This window comes from Gemmatimonadetes bacterium SCN 70-22, from assembly GCA_001724275.1.
Classification (GTDB): Bacteria; Gemmatimonadota; Gemmatimonadetes; order Gemmatimonadales; family Gemmatimonadaceae; genus SCN-70-22.
In genome coordinates this window covers 60,034-78,287 of record MEDZ01000024.1, presented here as the reverse complement: position 1 = coordinate 78,287, position 18,254 = coordinate 60,034, and the positions used below count along the sequence as shown (strand labels likewise).

Genomic DNA, 18,254 nt, shown 5'->3' with positions numbered 1-18,254 from the left:
GGTGCTACCGGGTGCGGAATCGGTACGCCACGTAGAGCTGCGCCACGTGCACGACGACCACACCGACGACGGCCAGGAACGCCGCGACGCGTCGCATCACCAGGCGCGGCCCGGCGGCCAGCGCCGAAAGCGAGGCGAAGAAGATCCCCGAGCCGAGGAAGGTCCAGAAGACGAAGTGCACCGTCAGCCAGGAGACGTAGGTCCACCACGTGCGCGACGGCTGGGCGCGCGCGAAGAGGATGGCGCTGAGGAAGGAGGTGACGATGAGGACGAAGAACGCCCCGAGGACCGCCCCGTTGAGCCAGGTGTTCTCCTCCGCGCTGTTCGTGGCGCTCACGTGCAGGAGCGTCCACCCGAGCATGAACACGAACGGGACAACGGCTGTCCAGAGCAGGAGGTACCATGCTCCCCAGAATCCACCCGCGTGAAAGACTTCCATCGAACGTCCCCCTCCTCGCCATTCGTCCGTGCCGACGCCCCAGCGACCGCTTCCCATTCGCGTGCGCGCGTCGCACCCTTCCATGCGCATGACGCCACTCCCCACCACCCGGACTTCCCCTCCCCTCCCGGCGCCGGCGCCAGGGCGCGCGCGTCGCCACGGAAGGTGCATCCCCGGGGCGCCGTGTGCCAGCAGGGCGTCGCGCACCGTGCGCCCGGGGCTGGGGCGAGGCCACTAGTGCGAGACGACGCGCCGGCGCCGGGCGACGCGCCTCCGCCAACGATCCTTCATCGCCCCCTCCCCGAGGAGGTGCGGCGGGCGCTCTCGCCGCTCGAGCGCTCGATCGTGGAGATCGCCCTACGCATGAACCGCGAGCCCCTGAAGGGAGCATGGACGTGGTGCCAGTCGGCCATCGGGGCGACGTGGATCGCCCTCGCCACCGGCCGGCTCCTGCGCACGGAGGGATTCGAGCACGTGCGCGACGCCTACGCACGAGGTCCGCTCCTGTTCGTGGCGAACCACCGGACGTACTTCGACATGTTCGTGGTCTCGAGCCTCGTCCACCGCGAGCTTCCCGGGCGCAAGCGACTCTATTTTCCGGTCGTCGGCCAGTACTACTACCAATCGCTCGTCGGACTGGCGCTCAACCAGTTCTTCGCCTTCTGGTCGATGTTCCCCCCGCTCTTCGCCCTTCCGACCCACGGCGCGAGCGATCGTTATGCGCTGGACCTCCTCGTGGAGCTGTGTTCGCAGGGGCCGGGGCACATCCTGGGGATCCACCCCGAAGGGGGACGCAACCGTGATCCCGATCCCTACTCCTTCATGCGCTTCCAGCCAGGGACGGGGAAGATCATCCATGCCGCTCGCCCCATCGTCATCCCGACCTTCATCGCGGGGCTCGACAACGACATCGTCACGCAGGTGAGGCGCAACTGGACCGGCGGCGAGCCCATTCGCCTCTGGTTCGACGCCCCAGTGGACCTCGCCGAATACCTCGCCCTCCCCGGCAAGGGGAGCACCTACAAGCAGATAACCGACGTGGTCATGGCGCGGGTGATGGCACTGGCCGAGCAGGACCGGGGCCGGTACGCGCGCTGAGCATGGCGAGCGCCCACGCACCGTCGGGCCGCGGGCGGCGCGGACCGCCCTCGGGCCTGTGCCGCTAGAAGAGCCGCCCGGAGAAGATCAGGAAGCCGAAGGCCGCGGCGTGAGCCGTGAGGACCATCGCCGCCAGGCGTGGCAGGAGGCGCGCATCGGCGTCCGCCTGGTTGCGCGGGTGGCGGCGGCGCCACCACTCGAGCGCGATCAGGAGCACGGCGTGGTAGAGGCCATACACCACGAAGTGCCGCGCCGTCCCGTGCCAGACGCCCATCGCCCCGAAGGTGAGCACCAGGCCGATCGCCGAGACGATGGCGCGCGAGCGGAACCAGTCGCGGCGGCGCGCGGCCATGACGAACCGCATGTAGACGTGGTCGCGCAGGAACGAGGAGAGCGAGATGTGCCAGCGGTTCCAGAACTCGTTCAGGTCCCGCGCGCGCCAGGGCTGGTTGAAGTTGGCGGGGGTCCGGATCCCGAAGACGCGACTCAGCGACTCGGCGAAGGCGCTGTATCCGGCGAAGTCGCAGTAGAGGTATGCGGAGTAGGCGTACATGTACGACAGGGTCGCCCACGCGCCGCGCTGGTCGGTGAGCGGCTCGAGCCACCACCGGCGGACCGCGGCCGCGAGGACGAACTTGAGCAGAACGCCGATGAAGGCGCGGTGGACGGCCTCGTCGAGGAGGGCGCGATACGCCTGGCGCGTCGGCGGCGTCTCGAGATCCTTCACGAACCGGCGGTAGCGATCGATCGGTCCGGCCGAGATCGTGGGGAAGAAGAGGACGAACGCGAGGTACCGCGACACCGGGAGCGTCGTCACCAGTCCGTCGTGGATCGCCAGCTGCACGTCGACGGCGCGGAAGGTGACGTACGAGATCCCGAGGAAGCCCACGAGCTGGTGGACGCCGGCCGCCGCGGAGAACTTGAGCAGGAGCAACGGCGCCAGCGCCATCCCGACGAGGCACCACACCCGCCAGCGCCGCGCATCCCCCCGCAGGCGCAAGGCGACCTGCGCCCACGCCCACTGCCAGAGCGTCCAGCCGGCCCCGGCCGCGACGGCATGCCACGCCACCGCGGTCGTGCGCCCCGGCGTGAGCGCCAGCTGCACGACGAACATCGCCAGGGTCGACGGGAGCACCCAGGACCACCGCAGGCGCCCGGCCATGCCCAGCGCGATGGCCGGCAGCACGACGTACAGGGCGAGGCCGCCGAACAGGAGGTCCGTGTAGGGCGTCATCTCGCCCCCGCCTCGGCGGCGAGGGCCGCCCGATCCACCTTGCCGTTCGCCGTCATCGGGAAGCGATCGACCACCCGCAGGCGGCGCGGCACCATGTAGGCGGGGAGCTGCGCGGCGAGCGCCGCCTTCGCCTCGCGCGCCAGCGCCTCGTGATCGCCGCGGGCGTCCTCCGCCAGAAGCAACGCGACGAGCGAGTGGGGGGTGCCGTCGCGCACCACGAGGACCACCGCCGCATCGCGGACCCCGGAAACGTCGCGCAGGTGCGCCTCGATCTCCCCCAGCTCGATGCGATAGCCGCGCAGCTTCACCTGCTGGTCCATGCGCCCCTCGCAGAAGAGCTGGTCGCCCCGGTAGCGCCCCCAGTCACCGGTGCGATAGGCCCGATGCCCGTGGCGCCGCGTGAAGCGTGCCTGCGTCAGGTCGTCGCGCCCCAGGTAGCCCGGGCTGACGTTGGGGCCGGCGATGACGATCTCGCCCCGCCCTCCCTCCGGGACGACCCGCCCGTCGGCGTCGACGACCTCCACCCACGTCCCCGGCATCGCGCGCCCGACAGGCAGCGCATCGTTGGCCTCCACCATCGCGTGATCGAGGCGCACGGACGACGTGGCCACCGTGGCCTCCGTCGGGCCATAGGTGTTCCACACCGCAGCGGACGGAAAGCGGGCCAGGAGTGCGCGCGCCACCTCCCGCGGAAGCACCTCGCCGCAGAACAGGAAGCGGCGAAGCCGTGGGAGCATCGACGCCGAGAACGCCGGCTCGGCCAGGCACATCCCCGCGAAGGTGGGGGTCGAGACCCAGGTGGTGAAGGGCGTCTCGCGTAGGAGGGTGAAGAGCGCGCGCAGGTCGGCCACATGGTCTCGCGTCGCGCTCACCAGCGTCCCGCCGGTCACCAGCGAGAGATAGGTGTCCATCACCGACAGGTCGAACGAGAAGTTCGCCTGGTTCAGGAAGACCTCGCCGCCCGGGGTGAAGGCCTGCTCGCCGAGCATCCAGTCGATGAACGCCGCCAGGTTCCCGCGGGTGACCTGCACCCCCTTCGGCTCGCCGGTGCTCCCCGAGGTGAACATGATGTAGAAGCGGTCGTCACCGGCGCGCGCGAGCGGCGCGGGGAGGGCGCTCCCAACAGGGGCGAGTCGATCGATGTCGTCCGGCGTCAGCGTCGTCGCCACCCGCGCGATCTCCTGGATACGCGCGACGCGGGGGGCGGGGAGCGCGTCGTCGATCGGGACGTATGGATGATTGGCGAGGGCGCAGCCGAGCATCCCGACCAGTAGTTGCGGCTCGCGGTGGCCGACGAGGGCGACGGGGGCACGGTCGTTCGGGAGCGTCGTGGCGAGCTCGCGCGCCAGCGTCGCCGCGCGCCCCACCAGCTCCCCGTACGACATCCGTCGCGTGGCGCTCACGTGCGCCACGCGGTCGGGAGCGCGCGTCCCCCAGGACAGGATCCGGTCCAGGAAGTCCACGCGCCCCCCTAGAACGCCTGGTAGATGAAGCTCGGCGTCGCCGTCGCGTCGCCCTGCGCGAACCAGAGCGCTGCCAGCTGGATCGCGAGGTAGCCGACGATGAGCACGAGGAACCGGCGCCTAGCGGGTGACACGCGCATGGTGGACGAGGGAATCGAGCGCCTGGTTCATCAGCAGCCAGCCGACGGCGCTGGGGTGGGAAGCGTGATCGTGCATGAAGAGGTTGTCGAGATCGAAATCACGGGCCTCCATCAGGGCCACGTCGTGAGCGCGCGCGAGGGAGTCGAGGCGGTCGTAGTACAGCGCGCGCGTCTCCGCCCGAACCCCTGCGTGGGAGAGGAGCGATCCCTTCATCGGCATCGGGACCAGGACAGGGGTGGCGCCGACCGCCTGGATCGTGCGCACCAGGAGGGCCAGTTCCCCCCACGCCGGACCGTCCCGCAGGAGCGTCGCCTGCCGCGCGTCGAAGTCGGGCGGCTGCTTCTGGGTCAGGTACTTCTCGAACTGCTTCCACCAGTCGTCGTCGATGCCGAAGGGGTTGCTGCTCGACTGGCGTGCGTAGTCCGCGCGCGCCACGGACTCGAGCGCGGCCCACTTCACCGGGACGGCGGGAGACGGCGTCAGCCGCTTGACGGGGGTGAAGTGGCGCAGCGCCATGGCCCCCTCCATGCGATCGACGAGGGCGAGCCACGCCGCATCGAGCCACGCCGCCGGTGCAAGAAGCCGGGCGCCGAGGCGCCCCCATGCGCCGCCGATCGCGCGGAACCTCACGAGCGCCTCGATCACCGGATCGCTCCCCAGCCCGTCGTAGGCGAGAAGGCGCCGGGCGATGTCGCGCGTGAGGGTGTCGGGGAGCGCCTGGCCGATGAAGACCGCCGCGGCTTGCACACGCGAGTAGTTCCCGCGGAACCACCCCTGGCGTCCGCCGGTGTCGGGGAGGACGATCTCGCCCGGGGAGACGAGGACACCCACCGTCCGGCCGCGCAGGATGGACCCCATCGCGCCGACGGCGAGCGCGTGCTGCACGAGGACCATTCCCGCCTGGCCGACCGCGACGACGCGGAATCCCGTCGGACTCGTGGCGAAGAACTCGTCCGGCCGGTTCTCGCGCTGGCGGACCAGCTCCGAGGTCCCGAGGAGCGGCACCACATCGGGGGGGCGAAGCGAAGCACGAAGGAGGATCGTCCCGCGTGACCGCGTCGGCCAGGATGTCCCCCCCATCACGTCGGCACGCTCGGCCACCTGCCGGCCGCTCCACCACCACCCGGCCAGGAGGATCGCGAGCATGAGCAGCGTCGACCACACCGCGGCGGTCGCGTGCGACGCAACAGCCGATTCCTCGCGAGGGGCTCCCCTCGCGCCGCTCACCTTGCGATCCTTTGCTCCAGGTACTGCGCGATGCGATTCGGGGTCGCCCACTCCTCGCGGTCGACCTCGGCGGGCGAGAGCTCGACCCCGAACTCGCGTGACAGCTCCAGCAGCAGCTCGACCGTCGCGATCGAGTCGAGGATCCCCCGATCGTACAGCCGCACTTCACGGTCACCGATGACGATGTCCGTATCGGCGACCCGGGCGATGATCTCCGCGACGCGCTCTCCCAGATCCATGGGAGAGAGCTTATGAGAAGGCCATGAACCCCGGATTAACTCCGAGCAGAAAGCCCGGATTCCCAGCGGCGGCCCGCGCGCCCATCATCCGCGGCGATTCCGCATGGCCACCTCGCGGGCCGAGCCGGCTTGGCGAGGCGGCACCTGTCGGCGCCGCCCGCGATCCCCTCACGCCGTCACCCCCGGGCGCCCGACACGGTCATCAGATGCGGTAGAGATAGGACCACTTCACGAAGAAGCCGTCGGCGGCGCGCCGCAGGTCACGAAGCTTGAGCGGCTCCGGCTCGACCAGCGAGCTCCCGTACCCCAGGAAGAAGACCGTCCCCGGGGTGGGCTGGTACGAGAAGAGCCAGTCGGCGCGCACGCGATTGCGCTTGAAGCCGCTGAGCCTCGTGAACGATCCATCGGCGTTGCGGAGCAGCAAGGGATCGTTGGTGCGCCCGTCGTCGCGACGGTCGAGCTTCTCCTGCGTGTCGTACTGCCCCACCATCCGGACGAAGATCGACCGCGTTGCCTGGTACTCGACCTTGAGGCGCGGGACCTTGCGAATGCTCACGGTCGACCCGTCGGTCCAGCGATTGAACTCCTGGTGCTGGTACTGTCCTTCCACCCGCAGCTGATCGGTGGGGCGGAAGCGGAGGTTGGCGGTGACGAAGTGGATCAGCCCCGACTGCCACTCGTCGAAGTTCTCGTCCTTGCCGCCGATGTACTGGAAGTCGCCGGAGAACTTCCCCCACTCGGGGGTCGTGACGTTCAGCATCAGGTCGACGTTGTGCAGGCGCGGGTCGCCGGCGGCGGTGAAGAGCACCGTGTCCTTGTGGGTCCCGAGGTCGCGCTCGACGTAGTAGCCCGCGTAGAGCTCCTTGTCGAAGCCGAAGTTCTCGAAGAAGAGGGCCCCGCTCACGCGCCAGCCGCCGCGGAGCGCGGCGTTGGAGGTGAAGTGCAGCTTGCGATCCTGCGACGCGCGCCCGTTCACGAAGGCGTCGTACGGCCCGGTCCCCTGGCCACGCACGGTCACCCCCCAGGTCTCGATGAACGACCCGGTGGGACGGAAGAAGCTCCACGTGTTGGCGACGACGTAGTCGACGACGTTGCGCCGGGAGATGAAGCCGGCCTGTGCATCGAAGTCCCGGTCGATGGCGTTGATGCGCGCGGAGAAGTTGTAGCGACGCCCCTGCCGTGCGAGCGTCGCCGCCCACAGCGGCGCGGTCGTCGTGCTGGTGTCGACGCGCGTGCTGCTGAGCGCGCCCTGCATGGACAGCGACCAGATCTTGCGGGCCACCAGGCGGGCATCGAGCCCCAGCACGCGGTTGAAGTCGCCATCATCCATGCGGTCGGTGTACGTGACACCGAGGCGCGATTGACGCCCGAGGTCGCGCGTCCCTCGCAGGATGTTGAAGAGCGGATGTCCGCCCCCGGTCAGCGACGTCGAGCGATCGTCGAGGGCGGTGAGCAACGCGAGGTTGGTGCCGAGCGCCTTCCCGGTGAGCTTGACCGCGACGTCGGGCTGCACGATGCGGCGCGTGTAGATGAGGTTGTTCCCCACCGCGAAGTTCTCGATCCCCTCGAGAAAGAAGGGACGGCGCTCGGGGTAGAAGAGCGCCTGCCGCGGATCGTACTGGAACGCGACGACGTCGGCCTCGACCTGCGAGAAGTCGGGATTGACCGTCCCGTTGAGGGTGAGGTTGTTGGTGACGCCCCAGCGCACGGTTCCGCCGTACTCCGGCCCCTGCGGGTCGTACCCCCACCCCAGGTCGCCCTTCCGGTGGCCGTTCTGGAAGGCGACGACCGACGGGTTGAGGTCGACCACGACGCCGCGGCGCAGGTCGCGAAGCCCCACCAGCCGCCCCGACTGCGCCAGGAACGAGGCGGCATCGCGGCGGGCCGGCGTCCAGGTGTCCTCGTGCCCCAGGTGTTGCACCTTGCGCACCAGCTGCAACCCCCAGTCCTGCACCGCCCTGGGCTGGTAGCGCAGCGACTTGAAGGGGATCCGCACCTCGACTTCGTAGCCGTACTCGGTCAGGCGTCCCTTGGACTCGTAGACGAAGTTGGCGCTGAGATCGGCGGCCACGCGCGCGGCCGCGCCGGCGCTACCGCTCGACGTCGCGGTCGACAGCTCGTTGATCGTCCCATCGGCCTGCACGCCTAACGCGTTGACACCGAAGGTGAACGCCTGCCGCCCATCGTTGAAGGTCGAGAGGATGATCTCGACATAGTCGTCGGCGCTGATCTTGTCCCGGTCCGAGAGCCGGGCGTTCGTCGCCCCCGCCGGGGCGAAGGCGCGGATCCCGAAGTGGATGGCGGTCGGCGAGTACCAGACCAGGACCTCGGTGGAGTCGGTCGAGGCGCGCTGGTCGGCCGGCTGGAACTGGGAGAACCCGGTGAGGAGCGCCGCCTCGCCCCACGCCGGCTCGCCGAGGACACCGTCCACCGTGATGCTCTGTTCGAGCCGGGGCGGGGAGACGTCGAGCTGCCCCTGGCGACCGTGGAAGACCCCGCCCTTGGGCGGGTCCGATGGCAGGAGAAGGGCCAGCGTGGCGAGGAGGGGGGTCAGCACAACGTGTCGTCAGTCAGGATGCGAAGGGCGGGCGGCTCGGCCGCACGGGGCGCGGCGCCGAGTCGATACGCGCACGGCGGGCGGGAACGTTGTTCTCCGGGGACGATCGCACCCGCGGCGTGCCGTGAGTGGTGCGAGGCGATGGACGAAACGAGGAGAGGCGCTTCCGGCGGTGCTCCGGAATCTGCACTGGCGCCAGCGGATGTGCATGAGCCGCGCCCCGCCGCCATGGCTCGCCGATGTCGCGGGGCCGCGCCGTGCCGTCGCTCCCATCCCGGAAATCGAGCGGGCGGGAGCGTCTCGCGACGCCCCCGCCCGCCCATCTCCGACTCCCTCGCCCGTTCGTCCGCTAGAACGCGAGGCTGATCCCGGCCGTGAAGGCGACGTTGTGCGCGACCTTGCTGTCCAGGTTGAACGAGGTCGCCTCCTTGAAGTCGAACTTGCCGATGTAGTCCTTGACCGCGCCCCGGAAGGCGAGGCTCCGGCTGACATGCAGGTCGATCCCGCCGCCGACGTTCCCGGCGAAGTTGGTGGTGTTGGTGGTGAGCGGCCCCTTGCTGACCTCGTACCGGATGGCGCCCAGCCCCCCCTCGACGAACGGGATGGCCCCCGTGCCTAACGCCCCCGGCGTGCCGAAGCGGTACTGCAGCCCGGCATCGTACAGGAGGATCCGGGTGTTCGCGATGCTGACCCCGCCGACGATGGGGATCCGCACGCGCAGGTCGCTCTCGGTGTATCCCAGGTTCCCGACCAGCGAGAGCTGGGGCGCGACGTCGAGGGCGAGCGTGCCGCCATACACGACCGCTCCTTCGTTGCTGACGCTGGTCCCGAGGGGGCCATCGACGTAGTCGCCGAACGTCATGTAGCCGACATACGGTGTCACACGCGCGACCGTGGGCTTCTGCGCCGCGAGGCGCGAGACGGGGACGACGCACGCGAGGAGTGCGACAGCTGCAAACGCCGAACGGCGGAAACGGACAATAGTGCGAGACATGGATGCTCCAGTTGAGGTACGCCCCATGGGTATGCACGCGCGGTGCCGCGACCTGGCCGTCGGCCAAGTGCTTTGGCCGCAAGATATTACGAGTCCCGAACCAGACGTGCGCCTGCCAGGCTGTCCTTCGCCGAGGACGGACTTGCGTCCCCGCGAGTCCCAAGGGCCGCGGGCCACGACGGAGTCGCGCGACCACGAGCCACGCTCGCCCCCCCGTTCGGTGGGGGAGCCAGGGACCCGCGGCCTGTCCTCAGCGACGCGCGAGTTCGTCGTAGAGAAAGGCCGCCGCCCGGATCCCCCCGATGTAGTTGGCGTCGCTCATCCATTCGTTCGGCGCGTGGGCGTTCTCGCCGGGGAGGCCGAATCCCATCAGGAGGACGGGGGCGCCGAGGACGCGCGTGAAGTCGTGCACGACCGGGATCGATCCTCCTTCACCCACGATGACCGGGGCGCGCCCGAATGCGCGCTCGAGCGCCTTGCACCCCGCCTCGAAGAGGACCCCGGACAGCTCGCCGCGCCACGGTTTGCCGCCGTGCAACGCGCGCACCGTGACGGTGACTCCCGGCGGCTGGACCGCGGCGACGTGAGCCTCGAGCAGGCGCTCCACCGTCTCGGGGTCCTGGTCGGGGACGAGGCGGCAGCTGACCTTCGCCATCGCCCTGGCCGGGAGGACCGTCTTGGCTCCTTCGCCGGTGTAGCCGCTCAGGAGGCCGTTCACCTCGCAGGTCGGGCGGGTCCAGATGCGCTCCAGGGTCGTGTACCCCGCCTCCCCGCCTAACGACGGCGCCCCCGTCTCGCGCAGGAACGCACCCTCGTCGAAGGGGAGCGCCCGCATCTGCGCGCGCACGGCGGGATCCCACGCGCGCACGACGTCGTAGAAGCCCGGGATCGCCACCCGTCCGTCGGCGTCGTGGAACGTCGCGAGGATGCGGGCCAGCGCCATGGCCGGGTTCGCCACGGCCCCGCCGTAGCTCCCCGAGTGCAGGTCGGTGGTGGCCCCCTCCACGTCGATCTGGAAGTAGGCGAGGCCGCGCAGCGACGAGAGGACCGACGGAAGCCCCGGGGCGAACATCGGAGAGTCCGAGATGACCACGCCGTCGCAGGCGAGGCGCTCCGCGTGCGCCTCGACGAACGGGGCCAGGTGCTCGCTTCCGACCTCCTCCTCGCCCTCGGCGAGGACGACGACATTCACGGGGAGCGCGCCGTGCGCCGCCAGGTACGACTCGATCGCCTTCAGGTGCAAGTAGAGCTGTCCCTTGTCGTCGACCGCCCCCCGGGCGAAGATCTTCCCGTCCCGCAGGGTGGGTTCGAACGGCGGCGACTCCCACAAGTCGAGCGGCTCCGCCGGCTGCACGTCGTAGTGCCCATAGATCACGATCGTGCGCGCCTCCGCCCCCGCCTTTCGCCACTCCCCGAGGACCACCGGGTGCCCGGCGGTGGGGTGAATGCTCGCCTCCAACCCGAGGCGCGCCATCTCGCTGCGCAACCACTCGGCGGCCCGCGCCACGTCGCCGGCATGCTCCGAACGCGCGCTCACCGACGGGATGCGGAGGAAGTCGAACAGCTCGCGACGGAAGCGGTCGCTGTTGGAGGCGATGTACGAGTCGAGGGCGGGCATGGGCCGGGGAGCGAGAGTCGGGCGACGGGCGCAGGGTGAAGGGCAAAGGGAAGGTGCGTCGTGCGAAGGGCGAAATTCAACCGTGCCGCCCGTACCTTCCTCTCCACTCACCACCCTGCATCTTCACACCAGAGGGCCGCCGCCCCCCCGCAGGGGCTCCCCACTTCTCGTCTTCTCGTCTTCTCGTCTTCTCGTCTTCTCGTCTTCTCGTCCTCATGAACCGCCTGGCCAGCGAATCCTCCCCCTACCTCCTGCAGCACGCCGGCAATCCGGTGGACTGGTACCCTTGGGGCCCCGAGGCACTGGCGCGCGCTGCGGCCGAGGACAAGCCGATCCTCCTGAGCATCGGCTACGCGGCCTGCCACTGGTGTCACGTGATGGAGCACGAGTCGTTCTCTGATCCGGCGACCGCCGCGCTGATGAACGAGCGCTTCGTCAACATCAAGGTGGACCGGGAGGAGCGCCCCGACCTCGACGCCATCTACATGCAGGCGGTGCAGGCGATGACCGGGCACGGGGGGTGGCCGATGACGGTCTTCCTCACGCCGGCAGGCGAGCCGTTCTACGGCGGCACCTACTTTCCTCCGGTCGAGCGGCACGGCATGCCGTCGTTCCCGCGCCTGTTGATGGCCATCAGCGATGCCTATCGCGACCGACGCGACGCCATCGCCAACACCACCCGTCAGCTGCGCGAAGTCTTCGACGCCTCGGCTTCGCTGGCGGCCGGGGGCGAGGCACTCGACCCGGCGGTGCTCGAGGCGGCCTACCGGTCACTGGCGCACACCTTCGACCAGCGGCACGGCGGCTTCGGTGGCGCCCCCAAGTTCCCCCCATCCATGGCGCTCGACTTCCTGGTGCGGCACTGGGCGCGCACCGGGACCGAACTGGCCCTCGACATGGCCACCACCACCTTTCGCGCCATGGCGCGGGGCGGGATCTACGACCAGGTGGGAGGCGGGATCCATCGCTACAGCGTCGACGAGCGCTGGCTGGTGCCGCACTTCGAGAAGATGCTGTACGACAATGCCCTCTTCGCGCGCCTCGGGGTGCACCTGTGGCAGGTGACGGGCGATGCGGAGGTGCAACGGGCCGTCCGCCAGACGCTGGGGTGGGTGGCGCGCGAGATGACGTCACCGGAGGGAGGCTTCTACTCGTCGCTCGACGCCGACAGCGAGGGACACGAAGGCCGGTTCTACGTGTGGGACGACGAGGAGCTCTCGGCGATCGTCGGCCACGACGCGCCGGTCGTCCGCGAGTACTGGGGCGTCACGCCGGGGGGGAACTTCGAGGGGCGCAACATCCTGTGCGTGGCTGCCGACCCGTCGGTGGTCGCGCGGCGCCATGGCCTCACCTTGATGCAGCTGACGGATCTCCTGTCGCGGGCCTCCGGCGCCCTGTACGCCGAGCGGGCGCGACGCCCGTGGCCCTCCCTGGACGACAAGGTCATCGCCTCGTGGAACGGGCTCATGCTGCGGGCGGTGGCCGAGGGGGCACGCGTCTTCGGCGACCCGGCGCTGCGCGACCTCGCGATCCGGAACGGAGAATTCCTCCGCACGCACCTGGTACGCGACGGGCGCGTCTTCCGGGTGTCGAGGCGAGGGGTGGTCAAGGAGATCGGCTTCCTCGAAGATCATGCCGCGGTCGCCCTGGGCTTCCTGGACCTGTACGCACTCACCTTCGACGGGCGCTGGCTCGCCGAGGCCATGACCATCGCCGATGTCACGGTGGAGCGGTTCCTCGATCCGGTGCGCGGCACCTTCTTCGACACCCCCCACGACCACGAGACGCTGATCACGCGTCCGCGCGACATCACCGACAACGCGATGCCGAGCGGGACCTCGCTCGCCGCGGAACTACTCTTGCGCCTGTCGGTGGTGACCGGCGAGGGGCGCGGCGCCGAGCTGGCGCACCGGATCTGCGGCGGGGTGGCCGAGGCGCTCGCGCGGCACCCGTCGTCGTTCGGGCACCTCCTGGGGGTGGCCGACATGGCCCTCCACGGCGCCACCGAAGTGGTGCTCGTCGGCGATCCGTCCGTGCCGGCGTTCGCCGCGCTGCGCGACGCCCTGGCCGCGACCTACGCTCCCTCGCTGATCCTGGCGGGGGGGGAACCGCAGCCGACGAGCTCGCTCGCCCTCCTCCGGGGGCGGGACGCTCCCGACGGTCACGCCATGGCGTATCTCTGCCGGCAGTACCGCTGCGAGGCCCCCACCAGCCGCCCGGACGAGCTGGTCGCCCAATTGGCGGCGGCCCGCCGGCCGGCACCGCCACCGGCCGAGCGCTAGGGACGCTGGCACCCCCCTTGCTCCACCAGGGTATCCGCCGTCGCACGTGGCTCGTCCCTGTGAGGGTCACAGCCGGCCCCCCCTCGGCATCATCGCACTGAGGGGTGCGGCTATAATCCGAGGGTTCCGGGGGGCGTCGATTCCCGGGTGTCGCAGTTCGGCACCCGATCGGCTCGCCCCCCCGCTGTCTCGCGGAGTCATCACCTCGTCCGAGCGAATGCACACCACCGATTCCGACCGATCCTCGCCTGCCGTCGCGCGCGCCTCACGCCGACTGGCTCGCCTGGCCTTCGCCGTTGCCGCAGTGGCGGGCGCGGCGTGCACGGAGAGCATCCCGCCGACGCCGATCGCCTCGCTCCGCATCACGCCGGGGGCCGACTCGTTCTTCGTCGGGCGTACGACCGCATCGGCCCCGTTCGCGGTGACCATGCTCGACGCGAACAACACGGAGATCAGGGACGGGCGCGCGATCACGTATACCTCCTCGGCCCCCGACGTCTTCACGGTGGACAGCAAGACCGGAGTGCTGACCGCGAAGGCGGCGGGGTCGGGGCTGTACCGCGCGACCGCGGACGGGCGGTTCATCGAGGCGACGGTGAAGGTCATCCACCCGGTGGACAAGGTCGTGCTCAACACGGGCGACTTCTCCCTCACCGTGGGCACGACGCGGCAGCTCGTCCCCACCGTCCTCGCCCCGGACGGGTCGGCGATCAGCGGCCGCGTCCTCAACTTCTCCTCGTCGCAGCCAAGCGTGGCATCGGTGAGCACGGGCGGGCTCGTGACGGCGATCGCCGAGGGGACGACGACGATCTACGTCGGCGTGGAAGGGAAGCTCGCCAGTGCCGTGGTGACGGTGACGCGCGAGGCCGTCGCCTCCATCCAGCTGAACCCGCCGGTCGCCCAGCTCCTGCGCATCGGCGGCCAGCTGCAAATCACGGCCTCGCCGCGCAACGCCGCCAACCTGCCGCTTGCGGGGCGCACCGTCACCTGGTTCACCAACAACCCCACGGTGGCCACCGTCACCCAACAGGGGCTCGTCTCCGCGGTTGGGGTCGGGAATGCCACGATCACCGCCGAGTGCGAAGGGCGCACGGCGACGTTGCAGGTGACCGTCACGCTGATCCCCGTCGGGTCGGTCACCTTCACGCAGGTGGCCGATACGCTGATCCCCAACGACCAGAAGCAGTTCAACCCGGTGGTGCGTGACACGGCGGGGAACGTGATCCCCTCGCTCCTCGGGCGTACCATCGCCTATACGGCGTCGAACAACCTCGTCCTCTCGACGGCGGCCGCCTCGGCGGGGGTGATCGTGACGGCGCAGAACACGGTCGGCAGCGCCACGATCACGGCGACCATCGACAACGTCTCGACGACCGCCCCGCTCACCATCACCGTGCCGCAGGTCGACCAGGTCAGCATCTCGCCGTCGCAGGCGACGGTCCAGGTGGGGAGCACCGTGCAGCTCACGGTCACCATCAGGGACGCCAACGGCAATTCGCTCGTCGTGAACCGCCCCATCATCGGTTTCGCGAGCAACGCCACGGCGGTCGCCACCGTCCCCCCCACCGGGGGACAGGTGGTGACCGTGACCGCGCGCGCCGCCGGGACCGCCATCATCACGGCCTCGGTGAACGGCTTCCCGGCCAGCGCGACGATCACCGTTCCCTGACCCCGATCGATGGTCGGTGCCGGCATGGGCCGGCACTCGCGCACGACGACAGCGAAGCGCCCCGCGGCCTGACGGCCTGCGGGGCGCTTCGCCTTCGGTCTCATCACATGGCCCGGGAGGGGGGGCGGGCCGCTGCCGCCGGACGTCTCCCTCCCCTACGCCTGTTGCTCCATCCCGCCGAGATCGGCGCAGCTCTGCAGGATGGTGCGGCAGTTGAGGCAGATCACCTTGCAGCGGATTTCCTGCACGTTCGGCGAGCCGCATACCGGGCAGGGGTCTAGTCCGACTGTCTTCTGCAGGTCGGCGTGCATGTCGGCCCCGCTGCCTACTCGAAGTCGAGCGCGAGGTTCATGGCGGGCGCCGAATGCGTGAGCGCCCCCACGGAGATGTGGTCGACGCCGGTGGCGGCGATTCCGCGTACCGTGTCCAGGTTCACCCCGCCGGACGCCTCGAGGATCGCGCGCCCGCTCGCCAGGCGCACACACTCGGCCATCGACTCGTTCGTCATGTTGTCGAGGAGAATGATGTCGGCCCCGGCCTCGAGCGCGGCCCGCACCTGCTCGATGGAGTCGCACTCCACCTCGACCGTGGCGCCCCGCGGGACCAGCTCGCGCGCCCGCCGGATGGCCACCGAGATGTCGCCCTCGCAGGCCACGAGATGGTTGTCCTTGATCAGGACCGACGAGGAGAGGTCGAGGCGGTGGTTCACCCCGCCACCGCACCGGACGGCGTACTTCTCCAGTGCGCGCCACCCCGGGGTCGTCTTGCGCGTGTCGAGGATCCTGGCCCGCGTCCCGCGCACCGCCTCGACGTAGCGCGCGGTATGGCTCGCCACCCCCGAGAGGCGCTGCAGGAAGTTGAGCGCCACACGCTCCGCCGACAGGAGTCCGCGTGCGTGGCCCGACATGTAGAGGACCGTGTCGCCGCGCGAGACGGTCGTCCCATCCTCGACGTCGACGCGGATGGAGGTCTTGGGATCGAGGAGGCGGAAGGCCTCGATGGCGAACGCCACGCCGGCGATCACCCCAGGCTGCCGGGCCACGAGCCGAGCCCGCGCCCGCCGGTCGCTGAGGACCGTCGCGATCGTGGTCACGTCGTTGAAGGCGCCGTCTTCATTGAGGGCGCCACGCACCCACTCCGTCACCTGCGCCGCGCTCAGCGGAAAGCGGAGCGGCGACCGCGGGTTGGCGGCGGGAGTCTCGAGGGGCGTCAGGCGACGCGGCGGCGTGACGGGGTCTTCGTGCGGCGACATCTCGGTCTCCCCCAGGTGCAAGTCCACGGCAATCTCTCCCCCACGGCCCGCGGCCGCGATTACTCCCCCGGGTCCGCAGCCGGCAGGCGCGCCGCCTGGCTTCCGCCAATGCTGACCATCCGCTCCAGCGCGCGACGTGCCCTGGAGGCCACATCCTCGGGGACCGTGATGCGATGCTCCATGCGCTCCAGCGCGTGCAGCACCTTGGGGAGCGTCGTCATCTTCATGTACATGCATTCCGCGCGATCGCTCGCGGCGTAGAACGTCTTGTCCGGGTTGGCCCGGCGCATCCGGTACAGGATCCCCGTCTCGGTCGCGACGATGAACGACGTCGCCTCCGATACCCCGGGGCGGCGGATCATCCCCTCGGTGGAGAGGACCTGCACGCCCTCCTTGTCGATGGCGCCGGCCGACATGGCCTCAAGCACGTTGGTGGAGCACCCGCACTCCGGGTGCACCAGCACCTCGGCGCCGGGGTGCTCGGCGCGCTGCCGGTTGAGCGACTGCGTCGTGATCCCCGCGTGCACGTGACACTCCCCCATCCAGACGTGGATGTTCTCGCGTCCAGTCACGCGCCGCACGTGCGCGCCGAGGAACATGTCGGGGAGGAAGAGGATCTCCTGCTCGGGGGGGATGGCGTTGATGATCTCGACCGCGTTCCCCGAGGTGCAGCAGTAGTCGCTCTCCGCCTTCACCGCCGCGGTGGTGTTCACGTAGCTCACGACGACGGCCCCGGGGTGCTCGCTCTTCCACTCCAGCAGCTGCTCGGCGGTGACCGTGTCCGCCAGCGAGCAGCCCGCGCCGAGTTCGGGGAGGAGCACCGTCTTCGTCGGGGAGAGGATGGCCGCCGTCTCGGCCATGAAGTGCACACCGCAGAAGACGATCACGTCGGCGTCGGTGCGGGCGGCCTCGCGGCTCAGCCCCAGCGAGTCGCCCACGTAATCGGCCACATCCTGCACCTCGGGGCGCTGGTAGTTGTGGGCCAGGATGACGGCGCGCTTCGCTTTCGCGAGGGCGCGAATCTGCGCGACGAGCTCGGCGTGCGTCGCCGCGGCGGCAGGAGGCGTGACGGTGGCAGTCATGGATCGGAATCTACTCCGGTGGACGGCGCCATGTTTCCCTCGGCTACATCTCCGCCGGGAGGGGGGTGGCGACCAGGACAGCGGTGAGGGCGACGAGGATCGCCGCCAGGGTCAGCTCGGCCACCGCCGAGCGACGGAGCGCTGCGAGGTCGCCGGTGGCGCGCACGCGCGGGGTGACGACGCGCCAGTTGTACCCTCCCAGCGCCGCCACCCCGACCAGTACGACCAACTTGCGAACCAGGGCGAGGCCGTAGTCCGAGCTCCAGAGCGCCGACAAGGACTCGAGGTGCAGCCAGGAGGCGAAGAGCCCGGTCAGTGCGACGACGCCGCCACTGGCGAGGGCCAGCGACGAGAAGCGCGCGAGGAGCTCGGTGGCAAGCCCTGGCGTGGTTCCTCGGGCAACCGGGAGCGCCGCCACGACGATGATGAAGAGGGTCCCCAGCCAGGCACCGGCCGCCGTCACGTGCATCGCGTCGAGGGCGACGGCGAGCGGGGCCAGGCGCGGCGCGCCGACGGCGTGCCCGGCGAGCGCCGGCGTCGCCGCCAGCGCGAGCGCGCCGGCGCCTAACGTCCAGGTGCCGCGGGTGTTGCCCCGCAGCGCCCCCGGCGCGGCCAGGGCGACCAGGAGCAGGGCCGCGCCCTGCAGGAGCCATCCCGTCCCCCAGGTGGTCTGGGTGATGACCCGCGGGGCCTCCGTCGCCCAGGCCGAGGGCGTGTCGGCGAAGGCTGCCGCCTGCTGCACGAGGCGCCAGGCGAAGAGCATCGCCAGCGCCCCCACCGCCAGCAGCAAAATTCGGCTGGCGCGCGCGCGCACCTGGGCGCTTCCGCGCTCGTCACGGTCGAAGACCGGCACAACGCGCAGCGCGAAGCACCACCCCCCGACCACGACCATGATCCCCGCGAACAGGAGAGCGCGGACGATGCCCTGCGCCGCGGGGGCGACGAGCGCCTCCAGCACG

14 protein-coding genes are annotated in these 18,254 nt (G+C 70.4%); 3 read left to right on the top strand and 11 right to left on the bottom strand.

The window, feature by feature from the left end; all coding sequences use genetic code 11:
• Positions 1 to 4: 4 nt before the first annotated feature.
• The gene (locus tag ABS52_12790) at positions 5 to 646 is read right to left on the bottom strand and encodes a hypothetical protein (protein ODT02688.1); all 642 of its coding nucleotides are present in this window, start codon (positions 644 to 646) and stop codon (positions 5 to 7) included.
• Between the two features lie 102 nt (positions 647 to 748).
• On the opposite strand from ABS52_12790, the gene ABS52_12785 reads away from it, so the two are divergent.
• Positions 749 to 1,537 (top strand): hypothetical protein, encoded by a 789-nt coding sequence (locus ABS52_12785; GenBank protein ODT02687.1) that lies wholly within the window; start codon positions 749 to 751, stop codon positions 1,535 to 1,537.
• A gap of 64 nt (positions 1,538 to 1,601) precedes the next feature.
• On the opposite strand, the gene ABS52_12780 is transcribed toward ABS52_12785, so the two are convergent.
• The 7 genes from ABS52_12780 to ABS52_12750 form a co-directional block, all read right to left on the bottom strand.
• Positions 1,602 to 2,771, bottom strand: a complete 1,170-nt coding sequence (locus ABS52_12780) for a D-alanyl-lipoteichoic acid biosynthesis protein DltB (protein ODT02686.1) — start codon at positions 2,769 to 2,771, stop codon at positions 1,602 to 1,604.
• A complete protein-coding gene (locus ABS52_12775; protein ID ODT02685.1) occupies positions 2,768 to 4,234 on the bottom strand; it encodes a hypothetical protein in 1,467 nt (488 codons plus the stop codon). Before ABS52_12775 ends, ABS52_12780 begins: the two co-directional genes overlap by 4 nt.
• 120 nt (positions 4,235 to 4,354) lie before the next feature.
• Complete coding sequence (locus ABS52_12770) at positions 4,355 to 5,539, bottom strand: hypothetical protein (GenBank protein ID ODT02684.1); 1,185 nt, start codon at positions 5,537 to 5,539, stop codon at positions 4,355 to 4,357.
• Between the two features lie 59 nt (positions 5,540 to 5,598).
• Positions 5,599 to 5,841 carry a D-alanine--poly(phosphoribitol) ligase subunit 2 gene (locus ABS52_12765; protein ODT02683.1) on the bottom strand — a complete coding sequence of 81 codons (243 nt, stop codon included), beginning with the start codon at positions 5,839 to 5,841 and terminating at the stop codon, positions 5,599 to 5,601.
• Positions 5,842 to 6,043: 202 nt separating this feature from the next.
• Positions 6,044 to 8,398: a hypothetical protein gene (locus ABS52_12760; protein ID ODT02682.1), complete on the bottom strand. Its 2,355-nt coding sequence runs from the start codon at positions 8,396 to 8,398 to the stop codon at positions 6,044 to 6,046.
• Between the two features lie 349 nt (positions 8,399 to 8,747).
• On the bottom strand, positions 8,748 to 9,281 hold the full coding sequence (locus tag ABS52_12755) for a hypothetical protein (GenBank protein ODT02681.1): 534 nt from the start codon (positions 9,279 to 9,281) through the stop codon (positions 8,748 to 8,750).
• 361 nt (positions 9,282 to 9,642) lie between these two features.
• Positions 9,643 to 11,010 (bottom strand): peptidase M20, encoded by a 1,368-nt coding sequence (locus ABS52_12750; protein ODT02680.1) that lies wholly within the window; start codon positions 11,008 to 11,010, stop codon positions 9,643 to 9,645.
• Between the two features lie 215 nt (positions 11,011 to 11,225).
• Between ABS52_12750 and ABS52_12745 the strand changes: the two genes are divergently transcribed.
• Complete coding sequence (locus ABS52_12745) at positions 11,226 to 13,292, top strand: thioredoxin (protein ODT02679.1); 2,067 nt, start codon at positions 11,226 to 11,228, stop codon at positions 13,290 to 13,292.
• A 217-nt stretch (positions 13,293 to 13,509) separates the two neighbouring features.
• Positions 13,510 to 14,961, top strand: a complete 1,452-nt coding sequence (locus ABS52_12740) for a hypothetical protein (protein ODT02678.1) — start codon at positions 13,510 to 13,512, stop codon at positions 14,959 to 14,961.
• Between the two features lie 325 nt (positions 14,962 to 15,286).
• On the opposite strand, the gene ABS52_12735 is transcribed toward ABS52_12740, so the two are convergent.
• From ABS52_12735 to ABS52_12725, 3 genes are all read right to left on the bottom strand, one after another.
• The gene (locus tag ABS52_12735; GenBank protein ODT02717.1) at positions 15,287 to 16,105 is read right to left on the bottom strand and encodes a nicotinate-nucleotide diphosphorylase (carboxylating); all 819 of its coding nucleotides are present in this window, start codon (positions 16,103 to 16,105) and stop codon (positions 15,287 to 15,289) included.
• A 167-nt stretch (positions 16,106 to 16,272) separates the two neighbouring features.
• A complete protein-coding gene (locus ABS52_12730; GenBank protein ODT02677.1) occupies positions 16,273 to 17,295 on the bottom strand; it encodes a quinolinate synthase in 1,023 nt (340 codons plus the stop codon).
• Between the two features lie 43 nt (positions 17,296 to 17,338).
• Positions 17,339 to 18,253, bottom strand: a complete 915-nt coding sequence (locus ABS52_12725; GenBank protein ID ODT02676.1) for a hypothetical protein — start codon at positions 18,251 to 18,253, stop codon at positions 17,339 to 17,341.
• Position 18,254: the final 1 nt, after the last annotated feature.